This window comes from Arthrobacter sp. MMS18-M83 (assembly GCF_026683955.1).
GTDB lineage: Bacteria > Actinomycetota > Actinomycetes > Actinomycetales > Micrococcaceae > Arthrobacter.
Genome location: NZ_CP113343.1, coordinates 3,273,855 through 3,298,307, shown reverse-complemented (window position 1 = coordinate 3,298,307; position 24,453 = coordinate 3,273,855). Strand labels below are relative to the sequence as shown.

The window sequence follows — 24,453 nt, the reverse complement described above, 5'->3', positions numbered from 1 at the left end:
CGTTTGACGGTGACTCGGTTTCCTTGAACTTCCCTATGAACTTCAGCTCGCAGCTACTGCCCGCCCCCCACATGCAGGGCGGCGCTGCGACAATCGGCCAAGCGGGATCCTCCTTTGCACGGAGGGATAACGTCCAGTTCCGTGGGCAAAAGAGCCCCCCATTGCGGAACGGATAGGACACGGCAAGCCGGCCCCGTGATGGCGAGCGATTTAAGTCCCATCGTGCCCCCAGAACGTTATTTTGTCGAGACACCAAAACCTTGAGAACGCACCCATTTGTGGCCAAATCGAGTCTTTCATGCGCGCGTTTTTAGCTCACCTGAGTGATACGTTCCGGTCATGGATAGACGACGGCGGCTGTGGCTTGCAGCGGGGCTGGCAGTCCTGCTGGCGGTCGTCGTTGTCCTGGCCGCGATCGTCGCCGGGTCCGGCAGGACTTCGTCCGGGCCGTCACCGTCAAGCGCCCCCTCAAGCGTGGCCACGAGCGGAACGCCAACCAGGACGCCATCCGCGACCCAATCCCCCGCGCCGCCTGCCGCGGTACCGGCGCCGCCTGCCGCGGTACCGGCGCCGCCCACCATCCCTGAACTTCCCGCAACACCCATGAACATCCTGGTGATTGGCAGCGACAGCCGTGCGAATGCCAGGGAACAAAACAATCAGACCATCACAACAGGCCAGTCATCGGACCAACGCTCGGATTGCCTCATGCTGATCCACGTACCGGCAGACCGGCAGAAGATCTACGGCATTTCGATCCTGCGCGATAACTGGGTGCACATCCCGGGCTATGGTGCCTCCAAGATCAACGCCAGCCTTGAGGTGGGAGGCACCCCCTTGGTGGTCCGGACCGTCGAATCACTGTTGGGCACGCACATAGACCACACCGTCATGCTGGACTTCAACGGCTTCAAGACCCTCACGGATGGCCTCGGCGGTATCGACGTCAATGTCACGTTCCCATTCACCGCAAGCTTTGAGACCCATCACGTATTCCCCGCCGGAGTCAACCATTTGGACGGACAAGCAGCCCTGGAGTTCGTCCGCGAGCGCTACTCGTTCGTGGACGGAGACTACCAGCGGGTCCGCAATCAGCAAACGTTCCTCCGGGCTCTTCTGGTCAAGCTCTCGGGCGGTGTCCAGACTCCCGCAGGTGTCCTCGGCTTGGTCAACTTCGCAGTCAACGACCTCACCGTGGACCAGGGATTCGACCCCGCTTCCGTCGCCATCCTGGCCTATGGACTCCGAACTGTGGATCCAGGCGCCTCCGTCTTCTTCACCCTGCCCACGGCTGGGACTGGCACTTCCCCGGACGGGCAATCGATCGTGCTGCCCGATTACGCCGGAATCGCAGAAGTGGCCGCCGCGTTGCGGGACGGCACCCTGCCGGAGTACGCCGTCGCGCACGGTTACTGAGCCACCGCTACCCCCGCAGCGAACGCGGGCCCGGCGCTCGGGCAGGCTCTATATATTGAGAACATGACCCAGACTCCCGGTTCCGCCCAGCCGTCCCACACCGAAGGCCCAACAGCCCCCGTCGCCAAAAAGGTGCCCACCACCCGCGAGCACCACGGCGATGTTTTCGTGGACAACTACGAATGGCTGCGGGACAAGGAATCCGCCGAAGTCGTCGAGCACTTGAAGGCTGAAAACGCCTACCAAGAGGCGGTTACTGCGCATCAGGAACCGCTACGCGAGGCCATCTTCCAGGAAATCAAGGGCCGCACCCAGGAGACGGACCTCTCGGTCCCGAGCCGCAAGGACAACTGGTGGTACTACACCCGGTCTATTGAGGGCAAGGAGTACGGCATCCACTGCCGTTTCCGCGCGGCACACTCCGGCGATGCGGTGGCCGACTGGACGCCGCCGGCGGTGGAACCCGGCGTCGAACTCCAAGGCGAAGAAGTCCTGCTGGACGGCAACGTCGAAGCCGAAGGCAAGCCGTTCTTCTCCATTGGCGGCACAGCCGTGACGGTGGACGGCAACCTCTATGCCTACGCCGTGGACAACTCCGGCGAGGAACGATTCACCCTTCGCATCAAGGACGTGCGGACCGGCGAACTCCTGCCCGACGTCATCGAGAACATTTTCTACGGCGTGGCCTTCTCCCCAGACGGCACTCGGATCTTCTACACCGTGGTGGACGACGCCTGGCGCCCTTACCAAGTGAAGTCGCACGTCCTGGGAACGCCCGTCAGCGATGACCTGGTCATCTACCAAGAGGACGACGTCGCCATGTGGCTCGGCTTCGAAATCTCCTCCGACCGGCGCTACCTTGTGCTGAGCATCGGCTGCTCGGAATTCAGCGAAACGCGCCTGCTGCGCTTTGACGACTACGACGCCGGCCTGTCCACCGTGATTTCCCGTGACGAACATATTCTCTACGAGGCCGAGCCATTCCTCTTGGATGGCGCTGAAACCATCCTCCTCACGCACAACAAGGACGCCATCAACTCGATGGTTTCCATCGCGGACCCGGCCGAGTTCGCCAAGCCGCTGGCCCAGCAGCACTGGCGCACCGTCGTCGACCATTCCGACTCCATTCGCGTCAACGGTGCCGGCGTCACGTCGACGCATCTGGTGGTGGCGGTGCGGCAGGACACGATCGAACGCGTGCAGGTGCTGCCCCTCGCTGGACTGGGAACGGCGGCGCAGGGCGCCGCCGTGGAACCTGCCTTCGACGAGGAGCTGTACACGGCAGGGGTAGCGGGTTCGGACTACGACGCCCCGGTGATCCGCATCGGCTACACCTCCTTCTTCACGCCGTCCAGGGTGTACGACTTCGTGCTGCCCACAGCAGAACTCCCGCAGGGCGAGCTGCTGCTGCGGAAGGAAAGCCCGGTGCTGGGCGGGTACGACGCGTCAGACTACGTGGCCACGCGGGAATGGGCGACGGCGGCGGACGGCACGCGCGTGCCGCTTTCCGTTCTCCGGCACTCCTCCGTGTCGCAGGATTCAACCGGCGCGGGCCTGGTCTACGGCTATGGTTCCTACGAGGTCAGCATCGATCCGGGCTTCGGGGTGGCGCGTTTGTCCCTCCTGGACCGCGGAATCGTCATGGTGATCGCCCACATCCGCGGCGGTGGCGAGCTCGGCCGGCACTGGTACGACGACGGCAAGAAGCTCAACAAGAAGAACACCTTCACGGACTTCATCGCAGCAACTGACTGGCTGGCATCCTCCGGCTGGGTGGCGCCGAACCGGATCGCGGCCATGGGCGGCTCTGCAGGCGGCCTGCTGATGGGCGCCGTGGCCAACCTTGCCCCTGAGAAGTATGCCGCGATCGTTGCCGCCGTGCCGTTCGTCGATGCCCTGAACACCATCCTGGACCCCGAACTACCGCTCTCCGCGCTTGAGTGGGAGGAATGGGGCAACCCCATCACCGATCCCGAGGTGTACCAGTACATGAAGTCCTACACTCCGTACGAGAACATCCATGCCGTCTCCTATCCGAAAATTGCAGCAGTGACGTCCTTCAACGACACCCGCGTGTTCTACGTGGAGCCCGCCAAGTGGGTCCAGGCGCTGCGTTCCGAGACCACCGGCACGGCCCCGATCGTCATGAAGATCGAGATGGAAGGTGGACACGGCGGGGCCTCGGGACGGTACGTGCAATGGCGTGAGCGCGCTTGGGACTATGCCTTTGTGGCGGATTCCCTGGGGGCAGTTGACCTGCTGCCGGGGGCGGGGCTCAAGTAAGGTTCTCGATAGTAGGCTCTCCTATGGGGCCCGAACCGAAACAGCAGGAGCGCAGTGGAGAGTCCCGTAACGAACGATGCATCGGCGCCAAACCGTGCCTTGGTGGCCGACCCCGACTCCGTGCGTCTCGAAGAGACGGTTGCGGCCCTCATCTCCGCGGGGTTCTTGGTCCGTACAGCGTCCGACGCCGCCTCGCTTGCGGCCGCGTTGGAAAGCGGGCCGAGCGACGTGGTGGTCTTGGACAACGAGTTCCGCGAGTTCCTTCCCGGGAACGGCGCCCCTGTTCTACTCATGCTGGATTCCGAGGAAAAGCTGGATGTCGCAGCCCTGGAAGCCTGGAGAATTGCGGATTTTGTCCACAAGGGCCAAGCCGCGGACTTTCGGGCATCCAGGGCCTTGGTCCTAGTAGCCCGGGCCGCCGAACGGATGCGTCGCCGCTCCGAAGCCGAATCACTACGTGAGAGCCTGCGGAAGGTGTCCTCGGCCATCCGCTCAACCATTGATCCCGGACAGATTGCCCGGCACCTGGTGGATGGTATCGGCGAGGCCCTCGGTGCGGAACACGTCTGGTTCACCACATTCCCGGATGTACGCGTGCCGCAGGTCAGCGCAGAATGGAACGCCCCGGGACGGGCGCCAGGAGTCCTGCCTCCCGAACTGGCCGGCGAAATCGTCTTGTTCGAACTGGCGGAGCGCCTATGGGCCGAAGCGGACGTGCAGCCGCTGCCGCAAGGAACTCCGCCGGGCCGGGCTCTCCCGGGGCACCCCGGTGGCGCAGGTCGGCACAGTGGCGCCGGTTCGCCGTCGGCCTCTGTTGTGGTTCCTGTGGGCGAAGGTGATCTTGTCCTGGGGGTCATCTGGATCGCGCGGCCGGACACCGCGCATGAATGGACCCGAGCTGAAATCGGCCTGATCCAGCACGTTTCGGGGAACTTGGCGTATGGACTGATGCAGAGCCACTTGATTGGCGCACAGCAGCAGGTCATGTACAAACTCCAGGAACTCGACCAAGCCAAGACCGACTTCCTCACCACGGTGAACCACGAACTTAGAACCCCGCTGACGTCCATCACTGCCTATCTGGACATGATCCGCAGCGGGGCCGGCGGACCGATCCCTGCGGGCGTAACGCGGATGATCGACGTCATTTCACGAAATGCCGAACGCCTCCGCCGCCTGATCGAGGACATGCTCACCGTCTCGCACCAGAACACTTCAGGCGATCTCCAATTGAGCCGCGTCAACGTGGGCACCCTACTCAGGCTCGTCGTCTCGACGTTGCAGCCCCTCGCGGACTCCCGTTCGCTGTCCCTCACCGTGGAGCATGCCCCAGGGACCGTGACCGTCCAGGCCGACGAAGCCAAGCTGGAGCAGGTTTTCGCCAACATCATCAGCAACGCAATCAAGTTCACCCCCCACGGCGGCCACGTCGCCGTCAGCAGCGGGATCGCCTCCGATCCAGGGACGGTTCCCAGCGTGGTGGTGCGCGTGGAAGACACCGGCGTCGGGATCCCGGAAACCGAAATCGACCAAGTGTTTACGCGGTTCTTCCGTGCCTCCAATGCCTCCACTGCGGCCATCCCTGGCAGCGGGCTCGGCCTGGCGATAGCCCACGACATTGTGGAGCGCCATTCCGGCAAGCTCGATATCGAGTCCGGACTCGGTGTGGGAACCACGGTCTCGGTCCGGCTTCCTCTGGACACCGGGGGCTAAAAAGAACACCGCCCCCGGGCGGTGGCCCCGAGGCGGCGTTCGAACAGTCTTGACGTCCGGCGATCAGCCCTAGTTGGGCCACCAACCGACCTGCGCGTAGTGCACCGGGTCAGACACAACAGGGACGGTGGTAACCGTGGTGCTTGTGGTGTCGTGCGTGGTCTTCGGCGCGGCGTTGGCAGGAGTAACAAATCCGCCAATAGCCAGCATGCCCGTCATGAGAAGTGTTGCGGCGAATTTTTTCATGCACTGCTCCTTTGAGCCGTAGAAATCCGAAGGTGACCCTCCCAGCGTAAAAAGCCTTGTTAAACGTTTCCTTAAGATCGGATCAGTTTTCCGTAGTCTTTGCGGCCAGGCGGTATCCAATGCCACGCACGGTCTCCACCCAACGCGGCGACTGTGCCGAATCGCCCAACTTCCGGCGCAAATTGGCGATGTGAACCTGGATGGCGCGCTCTTCGGACTCGCTGACGTAGGTTCCGGTTTCGTACTCCCTGGCATGTAGCCAGCGGGCAAGCCCCGAGGTACTTCGGACCACGCGTCCGGCTTCCATAAGCGCCTGGAGCAGGTCGAACTCAGTGCGGGTCAATTGCACTTCTTCGGCATCGACCCGCGTTGTCCGCGTAGCCACGTCCAAGTAGAGGCCATTGTGTTCCAGACCGGTACTATCCGCCCCTGGTGGGCTGGTTGTTTCGTGCGATCCTCGGTGCACCGCTGTTGCCGACGAGTTCGGCGCCGCAGCCGGCGCCCCCTCTGCTGGGGTCAGCTCCGCCGTCGTGATTCCTGCGAAAGTGCCGCCCGATAGCTTGCTGCCCCGGGGCCTGCGGAGGAGCGTCTCAACACGGGCCAGGAGCTCGCGGGGGCGGAAGGGTTTGGTGACGAAATCGTCCGCGCCGACCGCCAGTCCTTGTAGCGTGTCCACCTCGCGTGCACGGGCCGTAAGCATGACGATGTAAGCGTCGCTGAACTCCCGTACGCGACGGGTAACCTCTATGCCATCGATATCGGGCAAGCCAAGGTCCAGGGTGATGACGTCCGGGTTGTGACGGCGGACCGCAGCCACGCCATCAATACCGTTCCCGGCCGCGTACACCTCCAGCCCTGAAGCTTCGAGGACGGCGTGGACCACTTCCCGGATATCGTCGTCATCCTCGATTACTACAGCTACGCCAGCTGTGCCCACTTCACGCCCCGATCTCCCTGCCCAGCCCACCGTAGCATCAGCAAAGTCTGGTATCCCCACTCATTTCAAAGCAAGTCAAGCATGAAGCCTTGCATCCATTGCTCCTCACAGCCGTTTTGGCCCAACCGAAAACGGCACTTGGGCCCACGCCGGCAGGGTTCCCTGGCCGAACTTGTGAGGCGAGGGAGCCGGTGCGGAGCAACGGATGCTCTGAGCGACGTTGGGCAGTCCCTCAGCTAATCTTGAGCTCGCGCCTCACGAACGCAATAAGCAGGTTCCGGGATGTTTCCACCGGCAAGGACGAACCCCGCGCATAGCACTGGACGGCGAGGCCATCCACCATGGCCGCCGTCTCAATGGCGAAGCTCCGGGGATCATCGCAGACGAAGGAACCCTCGCTGACGCCGCGCTCGGTAATCTCACGCAAGGCGTTACGCCAGCCGTCGTAGTGCTCGCTCATCCAGCGCCCGTAAGCTTCGTCCCTGGCTGCGGCTGACCAGAAGTCGAACCAAATCAACCAGTGCCGGCGGGAGTTCGCGTCGGCGCCGAACATCCCCTCCAGGAAATACAGCAGTTCCCGGGTGGGGTCGCCGGACCCCCTGGCGCTCTCTTGGAGTGGAACGTAGAAGTCGGCGGTTTCTGCCTTGACTACTTCCATCAGGACTTCATCGAGACTCTTGAAGTGGTAGGTGATGGTCCCGGGTGAGACTCCGCAGGCTTTTGAAATGTCGCGGATGAGGACGTTGAACAGCCCCTTGTCCGCGATCAGGTCCCGCGCAGCGTCAATCACAAGCTGACGCCGCACTTCAGTGGGGTGCCGCTGCCGTTCGCCGACCGTCTTGGCGCGGGGCCGCTCCTCGTGGTCCTTTGCGGTGGTTGTCATGTCGCTCGTCCTCGCTTCCCCTGGTCAGGCCGATGTCCGACTGATGCGCTTCTCAAAAGTCTTTTCAAAGAATAGTTGCTCGCCCTTGAACGTCTTGACTTCGTTGTGCAGCAAATAGTGGTCCTTACTGGCAGTGACCGTAGCGTGAGTCTCTATCCTCACTCCCCAGTCCTCGCGCTGCAGGGAGACATTCCACGTGGACTCGGCCCGCGCCGTCAAGGGATCGTTCCCCGAAATCAAATACCGTTCGAGGGCTTCTTCGCCGAAGTTCAGGCCGTCCGGGTAGATCCGGTTGCCGCCGTAGTTCGGATCCACTGTCAAGGTCCAGGACTCCGATTGCGGCTCGTACCTGACTTCGCGTTCGGGGCGGGGTGTCTGGGCGGGGCCTGGCCTGATGTCCATGGGCGCGGCCTGCTCAGCCTCCTCGAAGGTCACGTCGCGCCTGCCGATTGCAGCAGGATCGAGGTCATCGAGGGTCAGTACGCTCTGCCCGGCGTCAACAGTCACGGACCCTCGTTCGCCGTGCGGCCAGATCCACGGCCAGTACGCGGTGGCCAGAGCGAGCCGGAGCCTGTGCCCAGCCGGAATCTGCCACGACATGGACGTGAACTCGATCTCGGCGTCCACGAATTGACCCGGAACGAGCTCCTCCGCTTTGTCCATCCCGTTGCGCCTTGCCAGGTTGATGGCCCCGCGGGTGATCAGGGTGGACGATCCGTCCGGTCCCACATCGCAGAGCCGGGCAATCACATTAGCCCGGGGTGTGCCGCTGTTGACACGCAGTTTCAGGCGGGCGTAACCGAACAGGTTGATGTCCTCCTCGAGGACCGGCGTCTCGAATGCCACCGAGCGCCCATCCTCGGCGCGCTGGTCCGGCGGCAGGTCGGACAGATTCCCGAAGGGGAACCATCGGGCGGCATCCACGCCGTTGTGCTGCGGAGTGTGGACGACGGCAAACCCGGCTGCGTCCGTTGCCATGCTGCGCAGGTCTGAGGACAAGCTGAAGCTCCGCTGCCCGACGTCGGCGGACGGCCAGCCGTTCAGTCCGACCCAAGTGCCCGCTCGCTCCGGGTAGTGGGTGGCGGGCCGCACGGAATCCTGGTGATAGGCACGCAGCGCGGGTTCAGCCATGACCTCCGTTTCGATGCCTTTGAGCCAGTAGTCCCACCAACGAAGGGTCTCCTGCAGGAAGCCGATGGTGGGCCCGGGCGTGCGCTGGATGTCCGGATACTGGTGCGACCATGGGCCGATCAGCCCCTGCACAGGGGCGTCAAGATGCTCCAGCAACCGAAAAACGGTGTTGCGGTAGGGATCAGCCCAGCCTCCGACCGCCAGCACGGCCGCGGTGATCTTGGAGTAGTCCTCGCAAACCGAACCGTGGCGCCAGTAGTCGTCGCGCTCCTGGTGGTCCATCCAGATTTCGGAGAAAGGTTGGAGTGCTTCCAAACGTTCCTTCCACATGGTTTCCCAGGCGTCGCCAACCCGCCAGGGCGCGGGCGGACGGCATTGGAACGCCAGCATGGTTCCAGCCCAAGACGTCATGTCGATGCCGAGCATGGCGCCGCCGAAGTAATGCACGTCGTCGGCATAGCGATCGTCTGTTGAGCAGACAGTGACGATTGCCTTGAGGGCTTCCGGCTGCTCCGCGGCGAGCTGCAGGGCATTGAATCCGCCCCAGGAGATCCCGAACATTCCCACTTTGCCGGTGCACCACGGCTGGGCGGCCAGCCACTCGATGACCTCAACGCCGTCCGCTTGTTCCTGCGGGTGGTACTCGTCGAGCATGACGCCTTCGGAATCCCCGCAGCCGCGCATGTCCACACGGACCGAAGCGTAGCCATGACCCGCATACCAAGGGTGGCGCTGCGCGTCACGCGGGGCAGTCCAGTCCCCGCGGCGGTAGGGCAGGTACTCCAACAGTGCGGGCACTGGCCGTGAAACGGCGTCCTCAGGCAGCCAGATCGTAGCCGCCAGCCGGACGCCGTCGCTCATCGGAATGAGGACGTGCTCCATGACGGTGATGGAGTGGGGGAAGTCCGTGCGGATCTTCACAATCATTTCCTTTCTAGGATGCGGCGCTTTCGGTGCGAGGCCTTCGAGCGCAGCGCTAGAGGGCCGGGGTGCTCGAACGGAGTTCCGCCACGTCCGCGTGGCACTTGATGTTGTGGGTGTCCGTAACCGGTATGGTGGGCGGGACCACCGTACGGCAAACGTCGCGGACAATCGGACACCTGCTGGCAAAGGGGCATCCGAGTTCGGGCGGAGCGGCAGGAATTTCATCGCGGACCCCCTGTGCCTTGGACTCGTGGTCATCGCCCAGTTCGATGACCGAGTCCAGCAAGAGCCGCGTGTACGGATGCGACGTCGTGGAGAAGATCTCCTCGACCGTGCCCTCCTCGACGATGCGTCCGAGATACAGGACCACCACGCGGTCCGCGACCGACCTGACCACGGCCAGATCGGTCGTAATGAACAGGAAGCCGATGCCCTTATCCCGGCTCAAAGTGTCCATCAGGCGCAAAATTGAAGACTGAACCGAGACGTCAAGGGCCGAGACGACCTCGTCCGCGAGCACCAGCGACGGCGCTGCCGCGATGGCCCGGGCAATGCCGACGCGCTGGCGCTGGCCACCGGAGAGCTGCCCAGGCAGGCGCTGAGCGAAACTGACGGGAAGCTCCACCTCTCCCAGCGCTTTCTCCACAGTGGAACCCTTAATGCCGAATAGCTTCAAGGGCCGCGCGATGGCGGTCCGAACCGAATGCCTCGGGTTCAAGGATGTATCGGCGTTCTGGAAGATCAGCTGTACCGCCTGTCGGATGGTCTTTGGCCGGCTAGACACGGTTCCGGCCAGATTGCCGCCGTCGGCCTTTCGGTTTCCAGCCTCAGGCCCGACTCCTGCTAGGGACATACGGCCGCCTTCACTCTTCTGCAGACCTGCGATGGCGTTGGCGATGGTGGATTTTCCGGAACCGGACTCGCCCACGAGCGCCACGATTTCGCCGGCGTTCACGTCAAAGCTCACGCCCTGGACTGTGGGTCCCGTTCCAGGCACCGGCTTGCGGCGGTAGTCAATGGTCAGGTCCCGAACACTCAGCACTGGCCGGAGCTCCTGGGGCGGAGTGCGGACATACAACTCCACGGCGCCTTCCCGCACGGTCCCCGAGTCGATGGCGGCCTGGTCCATCCCGGGAGGAATACCAGGCGTGTCGATCCGCGGCACGCTGTCGATCAGGCCACGCGTGTAAGCATGTTTCGGTTCCGCCAAGACGCTGCGTGTTCTGCCGGACTCCACCACCTCGCCCTTACGCAGGAGGGCGATGTCCGTGCACATCTTGTCGATGACGCCCAAGTCATGGCTGACCATCACCATGGACATGCCAAGCGTCTGCTGCAGTTCCGCGAGGAGGTCAAGGATGGCTGCCTGCGTGACCACATCCAGTCCCGTAGTAGGTTCATCAAGGACAAGAAGGGACGGGTTGGCGGCAAGGGCCATAGCAATCCCGATGCGCTGCTGCTGGCCGCCGGAGAACTGGTGCGGGTACCTGTCCAGTGCGTGCCCTGGGCTAGGAAGCCTCACCAGCCGGAGCAGTTCCTCGGCCCGTGCCCGCTGGGCGGCTCTGTTTCCCCTGAGGTGGTGGAGGACCTCGGCGATCTGTTCCCCGATCTTCATGGTTGGGGTCAGGGCGTTGCCCGCGTTCTGCGGGACCATGGCCACCTCGTCCATCCGGAGCCGGCGCAACTCGCGCGGGGCGAGGGCAAAGACGTCTTGGCCTGCCACTCGCACAGACCCGTTGGACACGAACGACGTGCTCCTTAGGGAGCCGAGCAAGGCGCTAGCGAGAGTGGACTTCCCGGAACCCGACTCCCCTACCAGGCCAAGAACGTGGCCGCGCCCCAGCTTCAAGGTCACGTCCTTGAGGACGTCCACTTGGCGGTTCCCAGAGAGGTACGAAACGCTGAGCTTCTCGATCCGGACAATGTCGGTTCCGTTGAGGATGGTTGCTTCATCAATGGTGTTGGCTGCATCTATTGTCACTAGCCAAGCACCTCCTTCATTCGGTCAATGCCGAAGCTCTTGGCAAGCCCATCGGCTGCAAGGTTGAGTCCAACGATCAGGGAGGCCAGTGCGGCAATGGGCGACAACGTGGCCAGGGGCACCACAGCCATCAAGTTTCGGTTCTCGGCCACCATGAGGCCCCAGTCCGGCGTTGGTGGGCTGGCGCCGAAGCCCAGGAAGGACAGTGAACTGATGAGCAGCACCACCCAAGAGGCCCGCATGGCGAATTCCACGAGGATAATGTCCAGGACGTTCGGGAAGACTTCGCGGACGAGGATGGAGAACATCCCCTCGCCTCGCGCCTTGGCCGCAGTGATGAAGTCTTTGGGCATCACGTCCATGGCTGCGGCGCGCACAATACGGGTCACTCCGCCTGTGTAGACCACGGCAACGGCCAAGATGATCACCCAAGGGCCTGTTCCGAAGATGGTCACCACCACCAACATTGACAGAATTGCCGGGACTGCGAGAACCGAATCCAAGACCCTCGTGATGATGTCATCCACAATGCCGCCCCTGTAGGCCGCAATGCCGGCAATGACCGATCCCAGCAACACCGTCAGCCCGGTGGCAGTGAAACTGATAGCCAATGCATACTGGCCACCGAACAAGGTTCGCGTGAGGGTATCCCGGCCGAGAGCGTCCGTGCCCAGCAAGTGCGCCCCCGAACTCTCCTGCAGCGCGCTCATGGCGTCCGTGGCTACCGGATCATAGGAAGTCAGCACCGGGGCCAGCACCGCCACCACGATGTTTACAATCACCAGGACAAACCCGAAGGTGGCCGTCCGCGAGTTCAGGATGGAACGGACCGCCCGCCCTAGACTGCCGGAGGCCTTGGGACCCGTGGCCGTCATCGTCGTTGCACTCATTTGCCGCTCCTGGTCATTTGCTGCTCCTTGGGTACCGCAGCCGTGGATTCAGCAGGAACGCTGCAAAGTCCGCCAGCAGGTTGCACACCACGTATGTCAACGCACTCATCACCGTGATCAGCAAGATGGTGGGAAGGTCACGTGTCTGAACAGATCTGATCATCAGGGTGCCGATTCCTGGATAGTTGAAAATGCTTTCCACGACCACCACACCGCCGATCAGCCAGGCTATGTTCATGGCGATCACGTTCAGGGTGGGCAACATAGCGCTGGGCAGCAGGTGCTTGAAGACCACCCGGGACGTTGAGTTGCCTTTCAGGATGGCTGTGCGGACGAACTCGCTGTCCATCACATCGATCACCGACGTGCGCATCATCCGGATGATGTAGGCCGCAAGAACGCAAATCAGCGCCCCAGCAGGTAGCCAGACAGAGGGAAGAAGATCCGCGAGGGAGGCATTCTGCCCGGCGATCACCACTGCCGGGAATATCGGGATGTAGATGGAGAAAAGCAACACCAGCACGGTGGCCACCACAAACTCCGGAACGCTCATCCCCACGAGGGCCAGCGTGGAAATCGAGATGTCCGGCCACCGGTCACGGGTCAGGCCTGCAACAAGGCCCAGCACGAGGGAGAGCAGGATACCGATCACAATGGTGATACCGGCCAGAAGGGACGTGTTCACCAAGGCGGAGCCCACCTCTGCCGCGACGCTGCCGCCGCCAACGAGGGAGTTGCCAAAGTCCCCGTGCAAAGCCTTGCCGAGCCAATTGAAGAAACGCGAGACAGGCGGCTCATCCAGCCCGAGTTGCTGCCGCATCGTGGCAACAGCCGACGGCGTGGCGTTCTGGCCCAATATCTGGCTGGCCGCGTCTCCCGGCAGCGACTGGATAGCGCTGAAAACCAGCACCGTAGCCAGCAGCACCGTGAAGACGGACCAGCCCATCCGTTTGGCGAAAAACGTCAACATCAGGCCAGCAGCCCAATGTTGATGTAGTCGAACTCGAAGCCGTGCTCGCTGTAGTTGACAACCTTCTTACTCAGGCCCGTGATCCGGTCGGAGAAGAACGGGGTCAATGAACCGCCGTCGTCGATCAGGATCTTCTGGGCATCCTGGTAAAGCGTCTTGCGCTTGCCGTCGTCCACCGTAGCGCGGGCAGCGTCAAGCGTCTGATCGAAGGTGGCGTTGGAGTAGGCGGTCTCATTATAGGAGGATCCGGTGCGGAAGATCTGGTTCAGCAACTGGTCGATCGGGCGTCCCGTGTACCAGTAGGTGGTCATCAGCGGCTTCTTCATCCAGACATCGGTGAAGTAGGAATCCGCGGGTGAATTGGTCACCGTCAGATTGATGTTGGCCGCCTTCATGGAGCTCTGCAAGGCCAGCGCCAGCGGGGAAAGGACGGGGTCGTAGCTCGAAGTGTAGATGGGCACATCAAAGTGGTCGAAGCCCTTGGCCTTCAGCAGCGCCTTCGACTTGTCCGGGTCGTAGCCCAGGCCATAGTCAAGGTGGTAGGCCTCGGTGGGCGGCACCGGGTTGTTATGCGCGATCGTTCCGTTCCCCTGCACAGCCAGCTTGAAAACCTCGTCCGGGTTGTAGGCATGGGCGAAAGCGCGGCGGATGTCCGCGTCCTTGAACTGCTCACTCGTGTTGAGCATAGGCACCGGGTACCACTGCGCGTTCTTCACACTGGAAACCGTCGCAACGGATGAGGCAGAAACCGTCTTGGCGGTGGCGAAATCCAGGTTGGTCTGGGCCACGAGGTCAACCTGTCCGGCCAACAATGCGTTCACGCGTGCCTGGGTGTCGGCAATGGAGGAAAATTCGATGCTGTCCAACTTGGGTTTGTCGCCGAAGTAGTTGTCGTTTCGCAGGATCACGCCAGGTCCTGCCGCCGTGAAGCTCTTCAGCTTGAACGGGCCGGTACCGACGCCGCTGGTGCCGATAGTAGCCGCGGAACCCGAGGGGATGATGTAGCAGTTGTAGCCGGTCAGAAGGCTAGCGAATTCTGCGTTCGGGGACTTCAGAGCGAATACCACCGTGTTGGCATCCGGAGCGGTGATCGAGTTGCCGTCGACGAAGGGGGAAAGCACCCCTGCCTGCGGAGACTTAGTGGCCGGGTCCAGGATGTGCTGGATCGAGAAGATGACGTCCTGGGCAGTGAACGGCTTCCCGTCGTGCCAAGTTACGCCCTTGCGCAGCACAAAAGTCCAGGTCATGGCGTCCTTGGACAGTGTCCATGATTCGGCCAGATCAGGAACGATCTCGCCCTTTGCCGAAAGCTTCACGAGGCGGTTGTAGAGGGCGCCCAGGTATTCGTAGGCGGACAACGAACTGGCAGGGTCCAGTGTTTCAGCCTTCGACGCCGGCGGGCGGGCGATGCGCAACGTCCCGCCTTGGCGGGCCACGCCGGTAGCTGCGCCCGTGGCTGACGGCGACGGGCTGACCCCGCAGGCTGCGAGGACCGCGGGGGCCAGCAGCAAGGCCGAACCGGCGAGTAGGGTGCGCCGGGACAGCCACCCTGTTGGTGCTTCGATCCTTGAATCCATGGTGCCGAATCCTTTTCCTTTTTCTTTCACGAACGATCTAATTCATGTACTGTACGAATAAATCGTCCGAGAGATCAATAGTTCTCCAAATAATTTAACCGCCCTGAAACAAAGGGCCATTTCACCGGGAGGGCTCCATTGTGACCGGATGGTATCGAAGACCAGATGTACTGATGGTGCTCTCTTCCGCGCCCACATATGTGGCCACCCGCGAGGCCCTCAAGGTCGTGGACCCACAGGACCTGACGCCCCTGCGCTACTTGGGTGCCGCCGTCGTACTGGGCCTGGTCCTGCTGGTCCGCCGGCAAGGACTCAAGCTGCGCGGCGGTGACATTCCAAGGATGCTGGCCGCGGGAATACTGGGCTATGCGGGCTTCGGCCTGCTCCTGAACCTGGGCCAGACGACCGTTCCGGCCGGAACAACAAGCCTCCTGCTTAATATCTCGCCCGTCTTCGCGTTTGTCCTCGGCCACCTCATGCTTCGGGAGAGAACGTCCAAGCTGGGCTACTGGGGGATGCTCCTCGCCGTGGCGGGCGTCGTGGTCATTACGCTGGGCGATTCCGCGGCGATTGGCTTCAACGGCGATGCCTTTTACATCGTGGCAGCCGCCTTGCTGCTGTCGGCATTCCTCATTGTTCAACAGCCGCTACTGGCACGCGTCCCACCACTGGAGGTGGTCTTCTGGGGATCCATCATCGGCGGAGTGGCCACGCTACCGACTGCCCGTTTCGCCGTGGAACCAGCTGGGTTCGCCTGGACCGCTTGGCTGGCATTGGTGGTACTCGTAGTGATCTGCACCGTGGTGGCCTATGGCTTCTGGAACGTTTCGCTGGCAAGGACCAGCGTGGCCGAGGGCGGTTCGCTTCTGTATGTCGTGCCAGTGCTGTCCCTGCTGCTCGGGTGGATTCTGCTCGGTGAGGTCCCCAGTATTGCGTCCCTCGTTGGGGGAACGGCCGCGCTCGCCGGCGTCATCTTGCTTTCACGTGCAACAGCATCCATCGCACCCGACAAAGAACTGGAACCCGCACCATGACCGTCCCCCAATTTGAGGAGGAGTACGCCGAGATTCCAGTCTCTGCTGCCTCGGCCGACAGACTCGCCGACATCGTCGCATCCGTCAAAATCGACGTGGGAGCATTGCTGACCACCGTCTCATTGTGGCGTCCTGAGACCCAGGACCTGGTCCGGGTATTTTCCAGCATGCCCGGCCTCTACCGGGTGGGCGGTATCTCACGCGAACTTGGTGAAGACTGGCTCCAACAGTGCGTCGTACGCCACGAATCGTTCCTTGCCGCCGATGAGGCAGCGATCGGCTCGGATGCGTTCGAACACCAAGATGTCCTTGGCGCCCTCAATCTGGGCGCAGCTATCAACGCAGTGATCGTCGACAACGGCCGATTCCTCGGCTGCCTCAATCTGCTTGACGTCTCGGGGACGTACTCAGAGTCGTCGGTGCAACGAGCGGAGGTCTACGCCGCGAAGCTCGCGGAGATTCTATGTACCCTCTGAAGTTCAAATGGCACTTTCGGAGCAGCCGACTATTTCCGTGCGCGCCATTCAGAATCGAGGATGGCGTAGATGACTTCGGTGGACCATTGGCCCTTGTAGTGCCAGTTGTCCACGAGGACTGCCTCGCGACGCATGCCGAGCCGCTCGCACAAACCTGATGAGGAGGTGTTGAGGGCGTCGAGCTTGGCGTCGATCCTGTGGAACATGAGGGTCTCGAAGCCCAGGCGGAGCACGGCCTCGGCTGCCTCGGCTGCGTAGCCATGGCCTCGGCTTTCCGGTGCCAGGATCCAGCCGATTTCGGCCTGCCCCGTGCCAGGCAACCATTTGAGCACCACTTCGCCGAGCAGTCCCGGCGAGTCGGCGCGCTCTATTGCTAGGCACACCCAGTCGCCCTCTTGCTCGAAAGTGAAGTTGGCGTAGCGGCCCAGCGCTTCCATGGACTGTGTGAGGGTCAATTCCTGTCTGAGGAGGAAACGCGCAGTCTCCGGCAAGGACTGATAGGCGTGGAATCGCTCCAGATCGGTGGCCTCGAAGCGGCGAAGCACGAGCCTCGGCGTCCGAATGGGAAGTTCGATGAGCGGCATGCCTCGAGGCTACTACGTCAGGCCGGATGGGTTCCGGGGAGTCCCGCCGGGCGGTCGCCTCTTGACAGTTCAAGCAAACTGGGATTACCTAATGAACATTCGGTAAATAAAGCTGGAGGCAACGACGCATGGTTGAGACCACCCTTTCTGGCGCAGCGCAGCACCAGATCCTCAAGAACGACTACGCCTCCGAGTGGATGGGCCTGGAGGTACTCAAGGTCGACGACGGCCACGCCACCGTCCGCATGAAGCTCCGGCAGGAAATGCTCAACGGCTTCGGAATGGCCCACGGCGGAATGATCTTCGCCTTCGCGGATTCAGCGTTTGCCCTCGCCTGCAACCCGGCCGTCCCATCGCCGTCGGAGGCTGACACCATCACTGTCGCCGCCGGCGTCGACATCAACTTCCTCAAGCCGGCCTATCAAGGCCAGGTGATCACCGCCGTCGCGAACCGCCGCGCCAACAACGGGCGCAGCGGTCTGTACGACATCCAAATCTTCGCGGCCGACGCAAGCGAACCTGCCGCCGTCGTGTCGCCCAACGATCCGGGTAGCTACGGCGAGCTGATCGCCGAGTTCCGTGGCCGCAGCCGCACCATTTCCAAGAAGTAGGAAGACCATGACACAGAACACCGTCGCCGCTCCTGACGCACCCGTACTGGACCGCGAAGAAACCATCTCCCGCGACGAGCTCGAGGCCCTACAGCTCAGCCGCCTCCAGCACACTGTGGCGTACGCCTACGATCGCGTCCCGCTATACAAGCGCAAGTTCGACGACGCCGGCGTCCACCCCACGGACCTCCGCGAACTGTCCGATCTCGGCAAGTTCCCGTACACCACCAAGGAAGACCTCCGCCAGGAATACCCCTTCGGCATGTTCGCCGTGCCGCAAAACGAAGTAGCCCGCGTCCACGCGAGCTCGGGCACAACAGGCCGGCCGACCGTCGTCGGGTACACCAAAAACGACCTCGCCAACTGGGCCACCTTGGTGGCGCGCTCGCTCCGCGCCTCGGGAGTCCGTCCCGGCATGAAGGTCCACAACGCCTACGGCTACGGCCTGTTCACCGGCGGCCTGGGCGCCCATGCGGGGGCCGAAGCGTTGGGCTGCACCGTCATTCCGATGTCCGGCGGCCAGACCGAACGCCAGATCCAGCTGATCCAGGACTTCAAGCCGGACGCGATCCTGGCAACGCCCACCTACTTGCTGACCATCGCCGACGCCATGGCACACATGGGTGTGGATCCGGCGTCGACCTCGCTCAAGTACGCGGTGCTCGGCGCCGAACCGTGGACCGAGGAAATGCGCCACGAGCTCGAAACCATCATGAACATCAAGGCCTGCGACATCTACGGCCTATCCGAGGTCATGGGTCCGGGCGTCGCCGGGGAAGCCGTTGAGACCCAGGACGGCTGCCACATCTGGGAGGACCACTTCCGCCCCGAGATCATCGATCCGTTCGACCCCTCCCGCGGGGAAAGCGCCGTGCTGGCCGACGGCGAACCGGGCGAACTCGTCTTCACCTCGCTCACCAAGGAAGCGCTGCCGATCATCCGGTACCGCACCAAGGATCTCACCCGCCTGCTGCCCGGCACCGCCCGCCCCGCGCACCGCCGCATGGGCCGCATCACCGGCCGCAGTGACGACATGATCATCCTGCGCGGCGTGAACCTCTTCCCGTCGCAGATCGAGGAAATCGCCCTGCGCATCCCCGAGCTCAGCCCGCACTTCCAGCTCGAGCTCACCCGCCCCGAGGGCAAGCGCATGGATTCGCTGACGGTCAAGATTGAGCGCCGAGAGAACGTTTCCGTCGAGGCGGGTACGACGGCGGCACACGCCTTGCGCGAACAGATCAAGATCCACGTGGGTTCTTCGTGCGTGGTTGATGTGGTGGAACCGGGTTCGCTTGAGCGCTCCAACGGCAAGCTGCGCCGCGTCTACGACATGCGACCCAAGAGGTAACTTGGCTGGGCGGGTGCACGAATCAACCGACCGTTCATGAGAAAATGGCCAGCATGCCTAGTGAAACAGTAACCAAGCGGGGACGCCCCGGATACGACCAGCAATCAGTGCTGCTCATCGCCGTCGACGTCTTCAACCGCCACGGTTACGACGCCACGTCCATGGGCATTCTGGCCGAAAACCTCGGCATCTCAAAGTCGGCCATCTACCACCACGTGCCGTCCAAGGGCGACCTCTTGAAGCTCGCCCTGGAACACGCGCTGGGAGGGCTTGAGGCCATCCTGGATCAACCCGAGGCTGTTACTGGGGCGGCCGACGCACGCCTGGAATTCGTGCTGCGGCAGACCATCGCCGTATTGGTGGAGCGGCTGCCGTTCGTCACCCTGCTTCTGCGGCTCCGCGGCAACACGGAGATCGAGCGCGATGCCCTGGAACGTCGTCGTGCTTTCGACCACAAGGTGGCCGCGCTGATCTCGGCCGCCCGCGAAGAAGGCTCGCTGCGCCAGGACATCGATCCCCGCACCGTGACCCGGCTCCTGTTCGGCACCATCAACTCGATCGTGGAGTGGTACAAACCGGGCGGATCACTCTCCCCTCAGCGCCTGGCCGACGACGTCATCACCATGGCGTTCGACGGCCTCCACGCCTCGGCGTAGGGCTCGTCCTGCCCCCTTCCTCCCCTCACCGACACCCTCCTCCCCTCCCGACGCTCGCTCACATCTGCGGCACTTCCGACCGACGCTCGCTCATATCCGAGGCCAAATGACGGAACCCTCCTTCACTAAAAGTGAAGCAGGGTTCCGCTTGGTCGCCGTGAGTGCTTTCAGCCGATCAGAGCTGGTATTCGGCCTGGACGCCCAGGCTTTCATGGACGCATAGGATGTTGTTTTCCGTGTCCATGAACCAAGCGCACCGGTCCGCACTTGTTGTACAGATGTGGTGTTCGGTCTTGAGGTCCGGGAGGTCGTAGTCCTGGAATTCGACTCCGCTGGCCTCCATTTCCTCGACCGTCCGCTCGATGTCACTGACTTCAAAGGAAAGGACAGTATGCGATGAGTGTATGCCGTCCTTGATGGGGTTCAGCTGCAGCAAGGGGCCGCCGCCGATACCGAACAAATCATTTCCATCCCACGTCATGCCGCGGTGCGGGAGGCCGAGCTTCTCCGCGTAAAAGCTGCGGGCTCGGGCTACGTCATCGACAGGCAAGACGGTTGTGGCTGTTCTGAGTGCTAGGTTCACTTCGCCACCTCCTACGCTGAAAATCTTACGCCGGACGAGGTCGGAAAGAACTTGTGAGCGAGCGTTAGCCTAGACCGTTGTCAGGGCGACGACCCCGGCCTACTATGTCCACAGCCCCCTCGCAGGGGAACAACTCCGGGACCTTCCCTCAACGGGTGATGGGAGCACCTTAGGAGGCCCGAGTCCTGGACATCACGGGATGGGAAGACAATGACCAAATATCTATTCGAAGCAAACTACGTAGGCGACGGAATCAAGGGGCTGTTGCGCGAGGGCGGCACCATGCGCCGCGATGCTGTGGTCAATTCACTCAAATCCGTAGACGGATCGCTCGAATGTTTCTACTACGCTTTCGGGGAGACCGACGTCGTCGGGGTGTTCGAAATCCCGGACGCGGCTAGCGCTGCCGCCCTCTCACTCATGATCAACGCGACAGGTGCTGTGCGCCTGCATTTGAAGCCGCTCATGACGGTTGAGGATCTCGACGAAGCTGCCAAGAAGACCCCGACATACCGCGCTCCAGGGCAATAGAACCAACCAGCCGGCCGGAGGGATTCCCTCCGGCTCAGACACGGAACGCTCCCCATCGGTGGGGAGCGTTCCTCACATGCAGCACAAGTGAGCGAGCGCCGGGCCAAACACCCACAAACGTGAGCGAGCGTCCGCCAAAACACCCACAAACGTGAGCGAGCGTCCGGAGGGGAAGGGGAAAGTTACTTCTCCACGAGGGTCAGGACGTCGTAAGTGGCGACGATTTCGTCGTTCTGGTTGGTAAGGACGGCGTCCCAGGCTACTTCGCCGTATTCGTCGGTTTCGCGCGGGGTGATCTTCTTGGCTGTCAGGGTGACGCGGATCGAATCCCCGGCGGCCACGGGAGTGATGAAGCGCAGGTTCTCCAGGCCGTAGTTGGCCAGGACGGGACCGGGAGCGGGCTCCACGAACAGCCCGGCGGCCCAGCTCAGCAGCAGGTATCCGTGTGCCACGATTCCCGGGAAGAACGGGTTGGCCTCCGCAGCTTCCTGGTTGGTGTGGGCGTAGAAGGTGTCGCCCGTGGAGTTGGCGAAGGCGGTGATGTCTTCGAGCGTGACTTGCCGCAGTCCGGATCGCACGGCGTCGCCGATCCGCAAAGTCGCCAGGGACTTCCGGAACGGGTGCGTTCCTTCGGTCTCCACCGTAAAGTTGCGGTCCGCGCCTGCGTGCCAGACGCCGGTCACGGCAGTGAGCATGTTCGGCGAGCCTTGAATGGCGGTGCGCTGCATATGGTGCATGACGGAGCGGATACCGCCGAGCTCTTCGCCACCACCGGCGCGGCCCGGTCCGCCGTGGACCAGGTGCGGCACGGGCGAACCGTGCCCGGTTGACGACCGGGCGTCCTCGCGGTTGAGCATCAGGACTCGCCCGTGGTGCGCCGCGATTCCGGTTACCAATTCCCTGGCAACCGCGGGATCGTTGGTGCATACGGAAGCCACCAGGGAGCCGCCACCGCGGGCGGCGAGGCGGACGGCGTCGTCGAGGTCCGCATACCCGATCACGGACGACACCGGACCGAACGCCTCGAGCGAGTGGACAGCTTCCGAGTCCACGTCAGCCCAACTCAGGACGACCGGCGACATGAACGCTCCGTCCTCGACGACACCAACGGTGCCGTCGAGCGAGGTGACCGACGGCGAATCGAGCGTCCCGTACGCAAGCTCGCCACCGGCGTCGAGCATGGACTGCACTGCGGCGCGAACGTCGGCGAGCTGCTCAAGGGACGCGAGGGCGCCCATCGTGACGCCCTCCGCGCGGGGGTCACCGACCACGACGCGCTCGTCCACCCGCGCGCCGATGGCGGAGACGACGTCGGACACCAGGTCCTGGGGCACGATGGTGCGGCGGATCGAGGTGCACTTCTGGCCGGCCTTGACCGTCATTTCGGTGACGACAGACTTGATGAAAGCGTCGAATTCGGGAGTGCCGGGCACGGCGTCTGGTCCGAGGATGGCGGCGTTGAGCGAGTCGGTTTCTGAAGTGAAGCGGACGCCACCCTGGACCACGTTGACGTGGGACTTCAGCGAGTTGGCGGTGGAGGCAGAGCCGGTGAAGGCCAGAATGTCGCGGTAATCGAGATGGTCCAGCAGGTTCCTGACGGATCCCGAGATGAGCTGCAGCGAGCCTTCCGGCAGGATCCCGGACTCCACGATTGCCTTGACGACGACGGCGGCAACGTAACCGGTCGGGGTAGCCGGCTTGACGATGGTGGGGACGCCGGCCAGGAATGCAGGCGCGAACTTCTCGAGCATTCCCCACACTGGGAAGTTGAAGGCGTTGATCTGCGCGGCGACCCCCGGGATACGCGTGTAGATGTGCTCGCCGGCGAAGGAGCCATCTTTGGACAGGATTTCCATGGGCCCGTCCACGACAACCTGCGAGTTTGGCAGTTCACGGCGGCCCTTCGAGCCAAAGGTGAAGAGCACGCCGATGCCGCCGTCGATGTCCACCATTGAGTCGATCTTGGTGGCTCCGGTCTTGAAGGAGGAGGTGTAGAACTCCTCGCGGCGGCCGTTGAGGTACTGGGCCAGCTCCTTGAGCTTGAGGGCTCGCTGGTGGAAGGTGAGCTTGCCGAGCTCGCGCTGGCCCACCGTTCGGCCATAGTTCACGACGCCGGCAAGGTCCAGTCCGTCGGTGTTGACCATTGCGAGGACCTCGCCGGTGCTGGCGTCGCGCACGGGTACGCCGGCGGAGGCGTCTGCGCTGGGGGTCCACCATTCGCCCTGGACGAAACTGGGCACGGTTTCAACAACTGTGGCTTCCGGAGCGACTGCGGTACTGGTCATCGTCGACGGGTCCTTCCAAGGCACGGGCACGAAATGGACTGAACGGCCGCAAATTACTGACCGGCCGTTCGGTAATATCCCCAGAATACATGAGAGCCCCGGTCTGTACACTAGATGCTTTGCCGGACTACGCCCTTCCTGACCCTGTTTGCTGTGATTTTGCGCCGGAACGACGGGACTCGCCGTGTCGTAAACGCTTTCCGACATCAAAGAAGGTCACGACGGCGCGTGGCCACCTCCCGCTGGTCCGTCCGGCTCCCGAGCTTGGTACGAATGGCCGAGATTTCGGCTTTCGAGACGCCGTTCGCCGCGAGGAAAGCTTGGGAGTCCAGGGAATGCGCGAATTCCAAAAGGCTCACGCTGCGTGATGCCAGCATGGCTTCAAGTGCATCTTCCTCGAGAAAGGCATCATGGGCATGAGGGGCGCGATGGTAGCGATGGCGCTCGTTGATACCGCGCATCCCCCGCTGGTAACCACGCACGATTTCCTCGTCGCTTGCCCCTGCCAGGTTCTGCAGCATCACGGCGATGACTCCGCTGCGGTCCCGCCCAGCCGCGCAATGCACCACTACCCCGCCTGTCGCCGCGGCGATGGCCTTGAAGACCGCGGCGATGTTGTCCGAGAAGAGCCGCAGATAGTCGGCGTAGTGCGCAGGGTCTTTCAGGTACGGGCCAAAGAGGGCGGTGAAATCTTCGTTCGCCGGGTCCTCAGTGGGGCAATGGACGATGTCGAAGCGCGCCGTCGCCTCCTCGGATACCACGGGATCGACCTCCCTGGGCTGCTGCTCACGCGCGGTCCGCAAGTCGATCACGGTGCGGATGCCGTCGTCGTACATCTCCTGCCAACCAGCTTCGGTGAGCCATTCCCGCCTGCCCATCCGGTACACGCTTCCCGCGATGCGCCAGGCGTTCACGGCACCGTCCCAATGGACGCCTCGTTGCTTGGCGGCGGTTGAGATCCCATCCATACCGGACAGCTAACCACACGACCCGGATGTGAGCGAGGGTCTCCGAGGAAGCCGACATACGTGAGAGAGGGTCGCGCAAACGGTATTTATCAAGCTGTTTGTGACAGCGGGTTGGTTGCTTTGTGGTTGATGCCGGCTACGGGTGGGACTCCTGGCGCGGCAGGCTTGTTGCGGTATCGGTGCGGGTTGCGGGCGTAGCAGGCATCGAGTGTTTCTTGGCGCTGCCGGCTTGCTTGTTGTACCAGTCCGTCGTGGACGGTGTCCGGGGTGTAGTAGTTCAGTCCGCTGTGGCGGTGGTGGGTGTTGTAGCCGGTGAAGAACGCCGCCAAGTGCTCCCGCGCGTGCTGGAGGTCCTGGAACCCGTCTGGGGAAATCCAAGTCATATTTCACGGTTCTGAACAGGGACTCCGAGTACGGGTTGTCATC

Annotated in this window: 23 protein-coding genes; 9 read left to right on the top strand and 14 right to left on the bottom strand. The window is 62.8% G+C overall.

Annotation, left to right across the window (positions count from 1 at the left end):
* Positions 1 to 296: 296 nt before the first annotated feature.
* The gene (locus OW521_RS15640) at positions 297 to 605 is read right to left on the bottom strand and encodes a hypothetical protein (RefSeq protein ID WP_268020537.1); all 309 of its coding nucleotides are present in this window, start codon (positions 603 to 605) and stop codon (positions 297 to 299) included.
* 103 nt (positions 606 to 708) lie between these two features.
* Between OW521_RS15640 and OW521_RS15635 the strand changes: the two genes are divergently transcribed.
* The 3 genes from OW521_RS15635 (at position 709) to OW521_RS15625 (ending at position 5,412) form a co-directional block, all read left to right on the top strand.
* Positions 709 to 1,416 (top strand): LCP family protein, encoded by a 708-nt coding sequence (locus OW521_RS15635; protein ID WP_268020536.1) that lies wholly within the window; start codon positions 709 to 711, stop codon positions 1,414 to 1,416.
* Between the two features lie 63 nt (positions 1,417 to 1,479).
* Positions 1,480 to 3,699: a S9 family peptidase gene (locus OW521_RS15630; RefSeq protein ID WP_268020535.1), complete on the top strand. Its 2,220-nt coding sequence runs from the start codon at positions 1,480 to 1,482 to the stop codon at positions 3,697 to 3,699.
* A 54-nt stretch (positions 3,700 to 3,753) separates the two neighbouring features.
* Positions 3,754 to 5,412: a GAF domain-containing sensor histidine kinase gene (locus OW521_RS15625; RefSeq protein ID WP_268020534.1), complete on the top strand. Its 1,659-nt coding sequence runs from the start codon at positions 3,754 to 3,756 to the stop codon at positions 5,410 to 5,412.
* A 69-nt stretch (positions 5,413 to 5,481) separates the two neighbouring features.
* On the opposite strand, the gene OW521_RS15620 is transcribed toward OW521_RS15625, so the two are convergent.
* The 8 genes from OW521_RS15620 to OW521_RS15585 form a co-directional block, all read right to left on the bottom strand.
* Complete coding sequence (locus OW521_RS15620) at positions 5,482 to 5,658, bottom strand: hypothetical protein (RefSeq protein ID WP_268020533.1); 177 nt, start codon at positions 5,656 to 5,658, stop codon at positions 5,482 to 5,484.
* Positions 5,659 to 5,740: 82 nt separating this feature from the next.
* A complete protein-coding gene (locus tag OW521_RS15615) occupies positions 5,741 to 6,595 on the bottom strand; it encodes a response regulator transcription factor (protein WP_268020532.1) in 855 nt (284 codons plus the stop codon).
* A gap of 232 nt (positions 6,596 to 6,827) precedes the next feature.
* Positions 6,828 to 7,478 (bottom strand): TetR/AcrR family transcriptional regulator, encoded by a 651-nt coding sequence (locus OW521_RS15610; RefSeq protein ID WP_268020531.1) that lies wholly within the window; start codon positions 7,476 to 7,478, stop codon positions 6,828 to 6,830.
* A 24-nt stretch (positions 7,479 to 7,502) separates the two neighbouring features.
* Positions 7,503 to 9,536 (bottom strand): CocE/NonD family hydrolase, encoded by a 2,034-nt coding sequence (locus OW521_RS15605; RefSeq protein ID WP_268020530.1) that lies wholly within the window; start codon positions 9,534 to 9,536, stop codon positions 7,503 to 7,505.
* Positions 9,537 to 9,585: 49 nt separating this feature from the next.
* On the bottom strand, positions 9,586 to 11,514 hold the full coding sequence (locus OW521_RS15600; RefSeq protein ID WP_268020529.1) for a dipeptide ABC transporter ATP-binding protein: 1,929 nt from the start codon (positions 11,512 to 11,514) through the stop codon (positions 9,586 to 9,588).
* Positions 11,514 to 12,404: an ABC transporter permease gene (locus OW521_RS15595; protein ID WP_268020528.1), complete on the bottom strand. Its 891-nt coding sequence runs from the start codon at positions 12,402 to 12,404 to the stop codon at positions 11,514 to 11,516. Before OW521_RS15595 ends, OW521_RS15600 begins: the two co-directional genes overlap by 1 nt.
* 13 nt (positions 12,405 to 12,417) lie before the next feature.
* Positions 12,418 to 13,374, bottom strand: a complete 957-nt coding sequence (locus OW521_RS15590) for an ABC transporter permease (RefSeq protein ID WP_268020527.1) — start codon at positions 13,372 to 13,374, stop codon at positions 12,418 to 12,420.
* Positions 13,374 to 14,951: an ABC transporter substrate-binding protein gene (locus OW521_RS15585; protein WP_268020526.1), complete on the bottom strand. Its 1,578-nt coding sequence runs from the start codon at positions 14,949 to 14,951 to the stop codon at positions 13,374 to 13,376. Before OW521_RS15585 ends, OW521_RS15590 begins: the two co-directional genes overlap by 1 nt.
* A gap of 173 nt (positions 14,952 to 15,124) precedes the next feature.
* Between OW521_RS15585 and OW521_RS15580 the strand changes: the two genes are divergently transcribed.
* Positions 15,125 to 15,985 carry a DMT family transporter gene (locus OW521_RS15580; RefSeq protein ID WP_268020525.1) on the top strand — a complete coding sequence of 287 codons (861 nt, stop codon included), beginning with the start codon at positions 15,125 to 15,127 and terminating at the stop codon, positions 15,983 to 15,985.
* Entirely contained in the window at positions 15,982 to 16,461 is a 480-nt protein-coding gene (locus OW521_RS15575; protein WP_268020524.1) for a hypothetical protein, read from the top strand. Before OW521_RS15580 ends, OW521_RS15575 begins: the two co-directional genes overlap by 4 nt.
* Before the next feature lie 29 nt (positions 16,462 to 16,490).
* On the opposite strand, the gene OW521_RS15570 is transcribed toward OW521_RS15575, so the two are convergent.
* Complete coding sequence (locus OW521_RS15570; RefSeq protein WP_268020523.1) at positions 16,491 to 17,045, bottom strand: GNAT family N-acetyltransferase; 555 nt, start codon at positions 17,043 to 17,045, stop codon at positions 16,491 to 16,493.
* A 128-nt stretch (positions 17,046 to 17,173) separates the two neighbouring features.
* Between OW521_RS15570 and OW521_RS15565 the strand changes: the two genes are divergently transcribed.
* Genes OW521_RS15565 through OW521_RS15555 form a run of 3 tightly spaced genes read left to right on the top strand, consistent with a single transcriptional unit; the run spans position 17,174 to position 19,660 of the window.
* Positions 17,174 to 17,656 (top strand): hotdog fold thioesterase, encoded by a 483-nt coding sequence (locus tag OW521_RS15565; protein WP_268020522.1) that lies wholly within the window; start codon positions 17,174 to 17,176, stop codon positions 17,654 to 17,656.
* Between the two features lie 7 nt (positions 17,657 to 17,663).
* Positions 17,664 to 19,004, top strand: coding sequence for a phenylacetate--CoA ligase PaaK (gene paaK / locus OW521_RS15560; protein ID WP_268020521.1), 1,341 nt, complete (start codon positions 17,664 to 17,666; stop codon positions 19,002 to 19,004).
* Between the two features lie 53 nt (positions 19,005 to 19,057).
* Complete coding sequence (locus tag OW521_RS15555; RefSeq protein ID WP_268020520.1) at positions 19,058 to 19,660, top strand: TetR/AcrR family transcriptional regulator; 603 nt, start codon at positions 19,058 to 19,060, stop codon at positions 19,658 to 19,660.
* Between the two features lie 175 nt (positions 19,661 to 19,835).
* Here the strand turns inward: OW521_RS15555 and OW521_RS15550 are convergent, their stop codons facing one another.
* A complete protein-coding gene (locus OW521_RS15550) occupies positions 19,836 to 20,243 on the bottom strand; it encodes a VOC family protein (protein WP_268020519.1) in 408 nt (135 codons plus the stop codon).
* 210 nt (positions 20,244 to 20,453) lie between these two features.
* Between OW521_RS15550 and OW521_RS15545 the strand changes: the two genes are divergently transcribed.
* Positions 20,454 to 20,774 (top strand): GYD domain-containing protein, encoded by a 321-nt coding sequence (locus OW521_RS15545; RefSeq protein WP_268020517.1) that lies wholly within the window; start codon positions 20,454 to 20,456, stop codon positions 20,772 to 20,774.
* A gap of 182 nt (positions 20,775 to 20,956) precedes the next feature.
* Here the strand turns inward: OW521_RS15545 and paaZ are convergent, their stop codons facing one another.
* The 3 genes from paaZ to OW521_RS15530 all read right to left on the bottom strand — a co-directional run bounded on the left by paaZ (position 20,957) and on the right by OW521_RS15530 (position 24,410).
* Entirely contained in the window at positions 20,957 to 23,059 is a 2,103-nt protein-coding gene (gene paaZ / locus OW521_RS15540) for a phenylacetic acid degradation bifunctional protein PaaZ (protein ID WP_268020516.1), read from the bottom strand.
* Positions 23,060 to 23,265: 206 nt separating this feature from the next.
* Positions 23,266 to 24,027 (bottom strand): tyrosine-protein phosphatase, encoded by a 762-nt coding sequence (locus tag OW521_RS15535; protein ID WP_268020515.1) that lies wholly within the window; start codon positions 24,025 to 24,027, stop codon positions 23,266 to 23,268.
* 89 nt (positions 24,028 to 24,116) lie between these two features.
* Positions 24,117 to 24,410: an integrase core domain-containing protein gene (locus OW521_RS15530; RefSeq protein WP_268020514.1), complete on the bottom strand. Its 294-nt coding sequence runs from the start codon at positions 24,408 to 24,410 to the stop codon at positions 24,117 to 24,119.
* Between the last annotated feature and the right edge of the window lie 43 nt (positions 24,411 to 24,453).

Excerpts from the sequence above, each read along its gene's own strand:
- OW521_RS15570 (WP_268020523.1), bottom strand. The coding sequence starts at position 17,045 with ATGCCGCTCATCGAACTTCCCATTCGGACGCCGAGGCTCGTGCTTCGC.
- OW521_RS15595 (WP_268020528.1), bottom strand. The coding sequence starts at position 12,404 with ATGAGTGCAACGACGATGACGGCCACGGGTCCCAAGGCCTCCGGCAGT.
- OW521_RS15580 (WP_268020525.1), top strand. The coding sequence starts at position 15,125 with ATGGTGCTCTCTTCCGCGCCCACATATGTGGCCACCCGCGAGGCCCTC.
- OW521_RS15585 (WP_268020526.1), bottom strand. The coding sequence starts at position 14,951 with ATGGATTCAAGGATCGAAGCACCAACAGGGTGGCTGTCCCGGCGCACC.
- OW521_RS15565 (WP_268020522.1), top strand. The coding sequence starts at position 17,174 with ATGGTTGAGACCACCCTTTCTGGCGCAGCGCAGCACCAGATCCTCAAG.
- OW521_RS15590 (WP_268020527.1), bottom strand. The coding sequence starts at position 13,374 with ATGTTGACGTTTTTCGCCAAACGGATGGGCTGGTCCGTCTTCACGGTG.
- OW521_RS15575 (WP_268020524.1), top strand. The coding sequence starts at position 15,982 with ATGACCGTCCCCCAATTTGAGGAGGAGTACGCCGAGATTCCAGTCTCT.
- OW521_RS15530 (WP_268020514.1), bottom strand. The coding sequence starts at position 24,410 with ATGACTTGGATTTCCCCAGACGGGTTCCAGGACCTCCAGCACGCGCGG.
- OW521_RS15610 (WP_268020531.1), bottom strand. The coding sequence starts at position 7,478 with ATGACAACCACCGCAAAGGACCACGAGGAGCGGCCCCGCGCCAAGACG.
- OW521_RS15630 (WP_268020535.1), top strand. The coding sequence starts at position 1,480 with ATGACCCAGACTCCCGGTTCCGCCCAGCCGTCCCACACCGAAGGCCCA.
- paaZ (WP_268020516.1), bottom strand. The coding sequence starts at position 23,059 with ATGACCAGTACCGCAGTCGCTCCGGAAGCCACAGTTGTTGAAACCGTG.
- OW521_RS15620 (WP_268020533.1), bottom strand. The coding sequence starts at position 5,658 with ATGAAAAAATTCGCCGCAACACTTCTCATGACGGGCATGCTGGCTATT.
- OW521_RS15635 (WP_268020536.1), top strand. The coding sequence starts at position 709 with ATGCTGATCCACGTACCGGCAGACCGGCAGAAGATCTACGGCATTTCG.
- OW521_RS15605 (WP_268020530.1), bottom strand. The coding sequence starts at position 9,536 with ATGATTGTGAAGATCCGCACGGACTTCCCCCACTCCATCACCGTCATG.
- OW521_RS15640 (WP_268020537.1), bottom strand. The coding sequence starts at position 605 with ATGGGTGTTGCGGGAAGTTCAGGGATGGTGGGCGGCGCCGGTACCGCG.
- OW521_RS15555 (WP_268020520.1), top strand. The coding sequence starts at position 19,058 with ATGCCTAGTGAAACAGTAACCAAGCGGGGACGCCCCGGATACGACCAG.
- OW521_RS15535 (WP_268020515.1), bottom strand. The coding sequence starts at position 24,027 with ATGGATGGGATCTCAACCGCCGCCAAGCAACGAGGCGTCCATTGGGAC.
- OW521_RS15545 (WP_268020517.1), top strand. The coding sequence starts at position 20,454 with ATGACCAAATATCTATTCGAAGCAAACTACGTAGGCGACGGAATCAAG.
- paaK (WP_268020521.1), top strand. The coding sequence starts at position 17,664 with ATGACACAGAACACCGTCGCCGCTCCTGACGCACCCGTACTGGACCGC.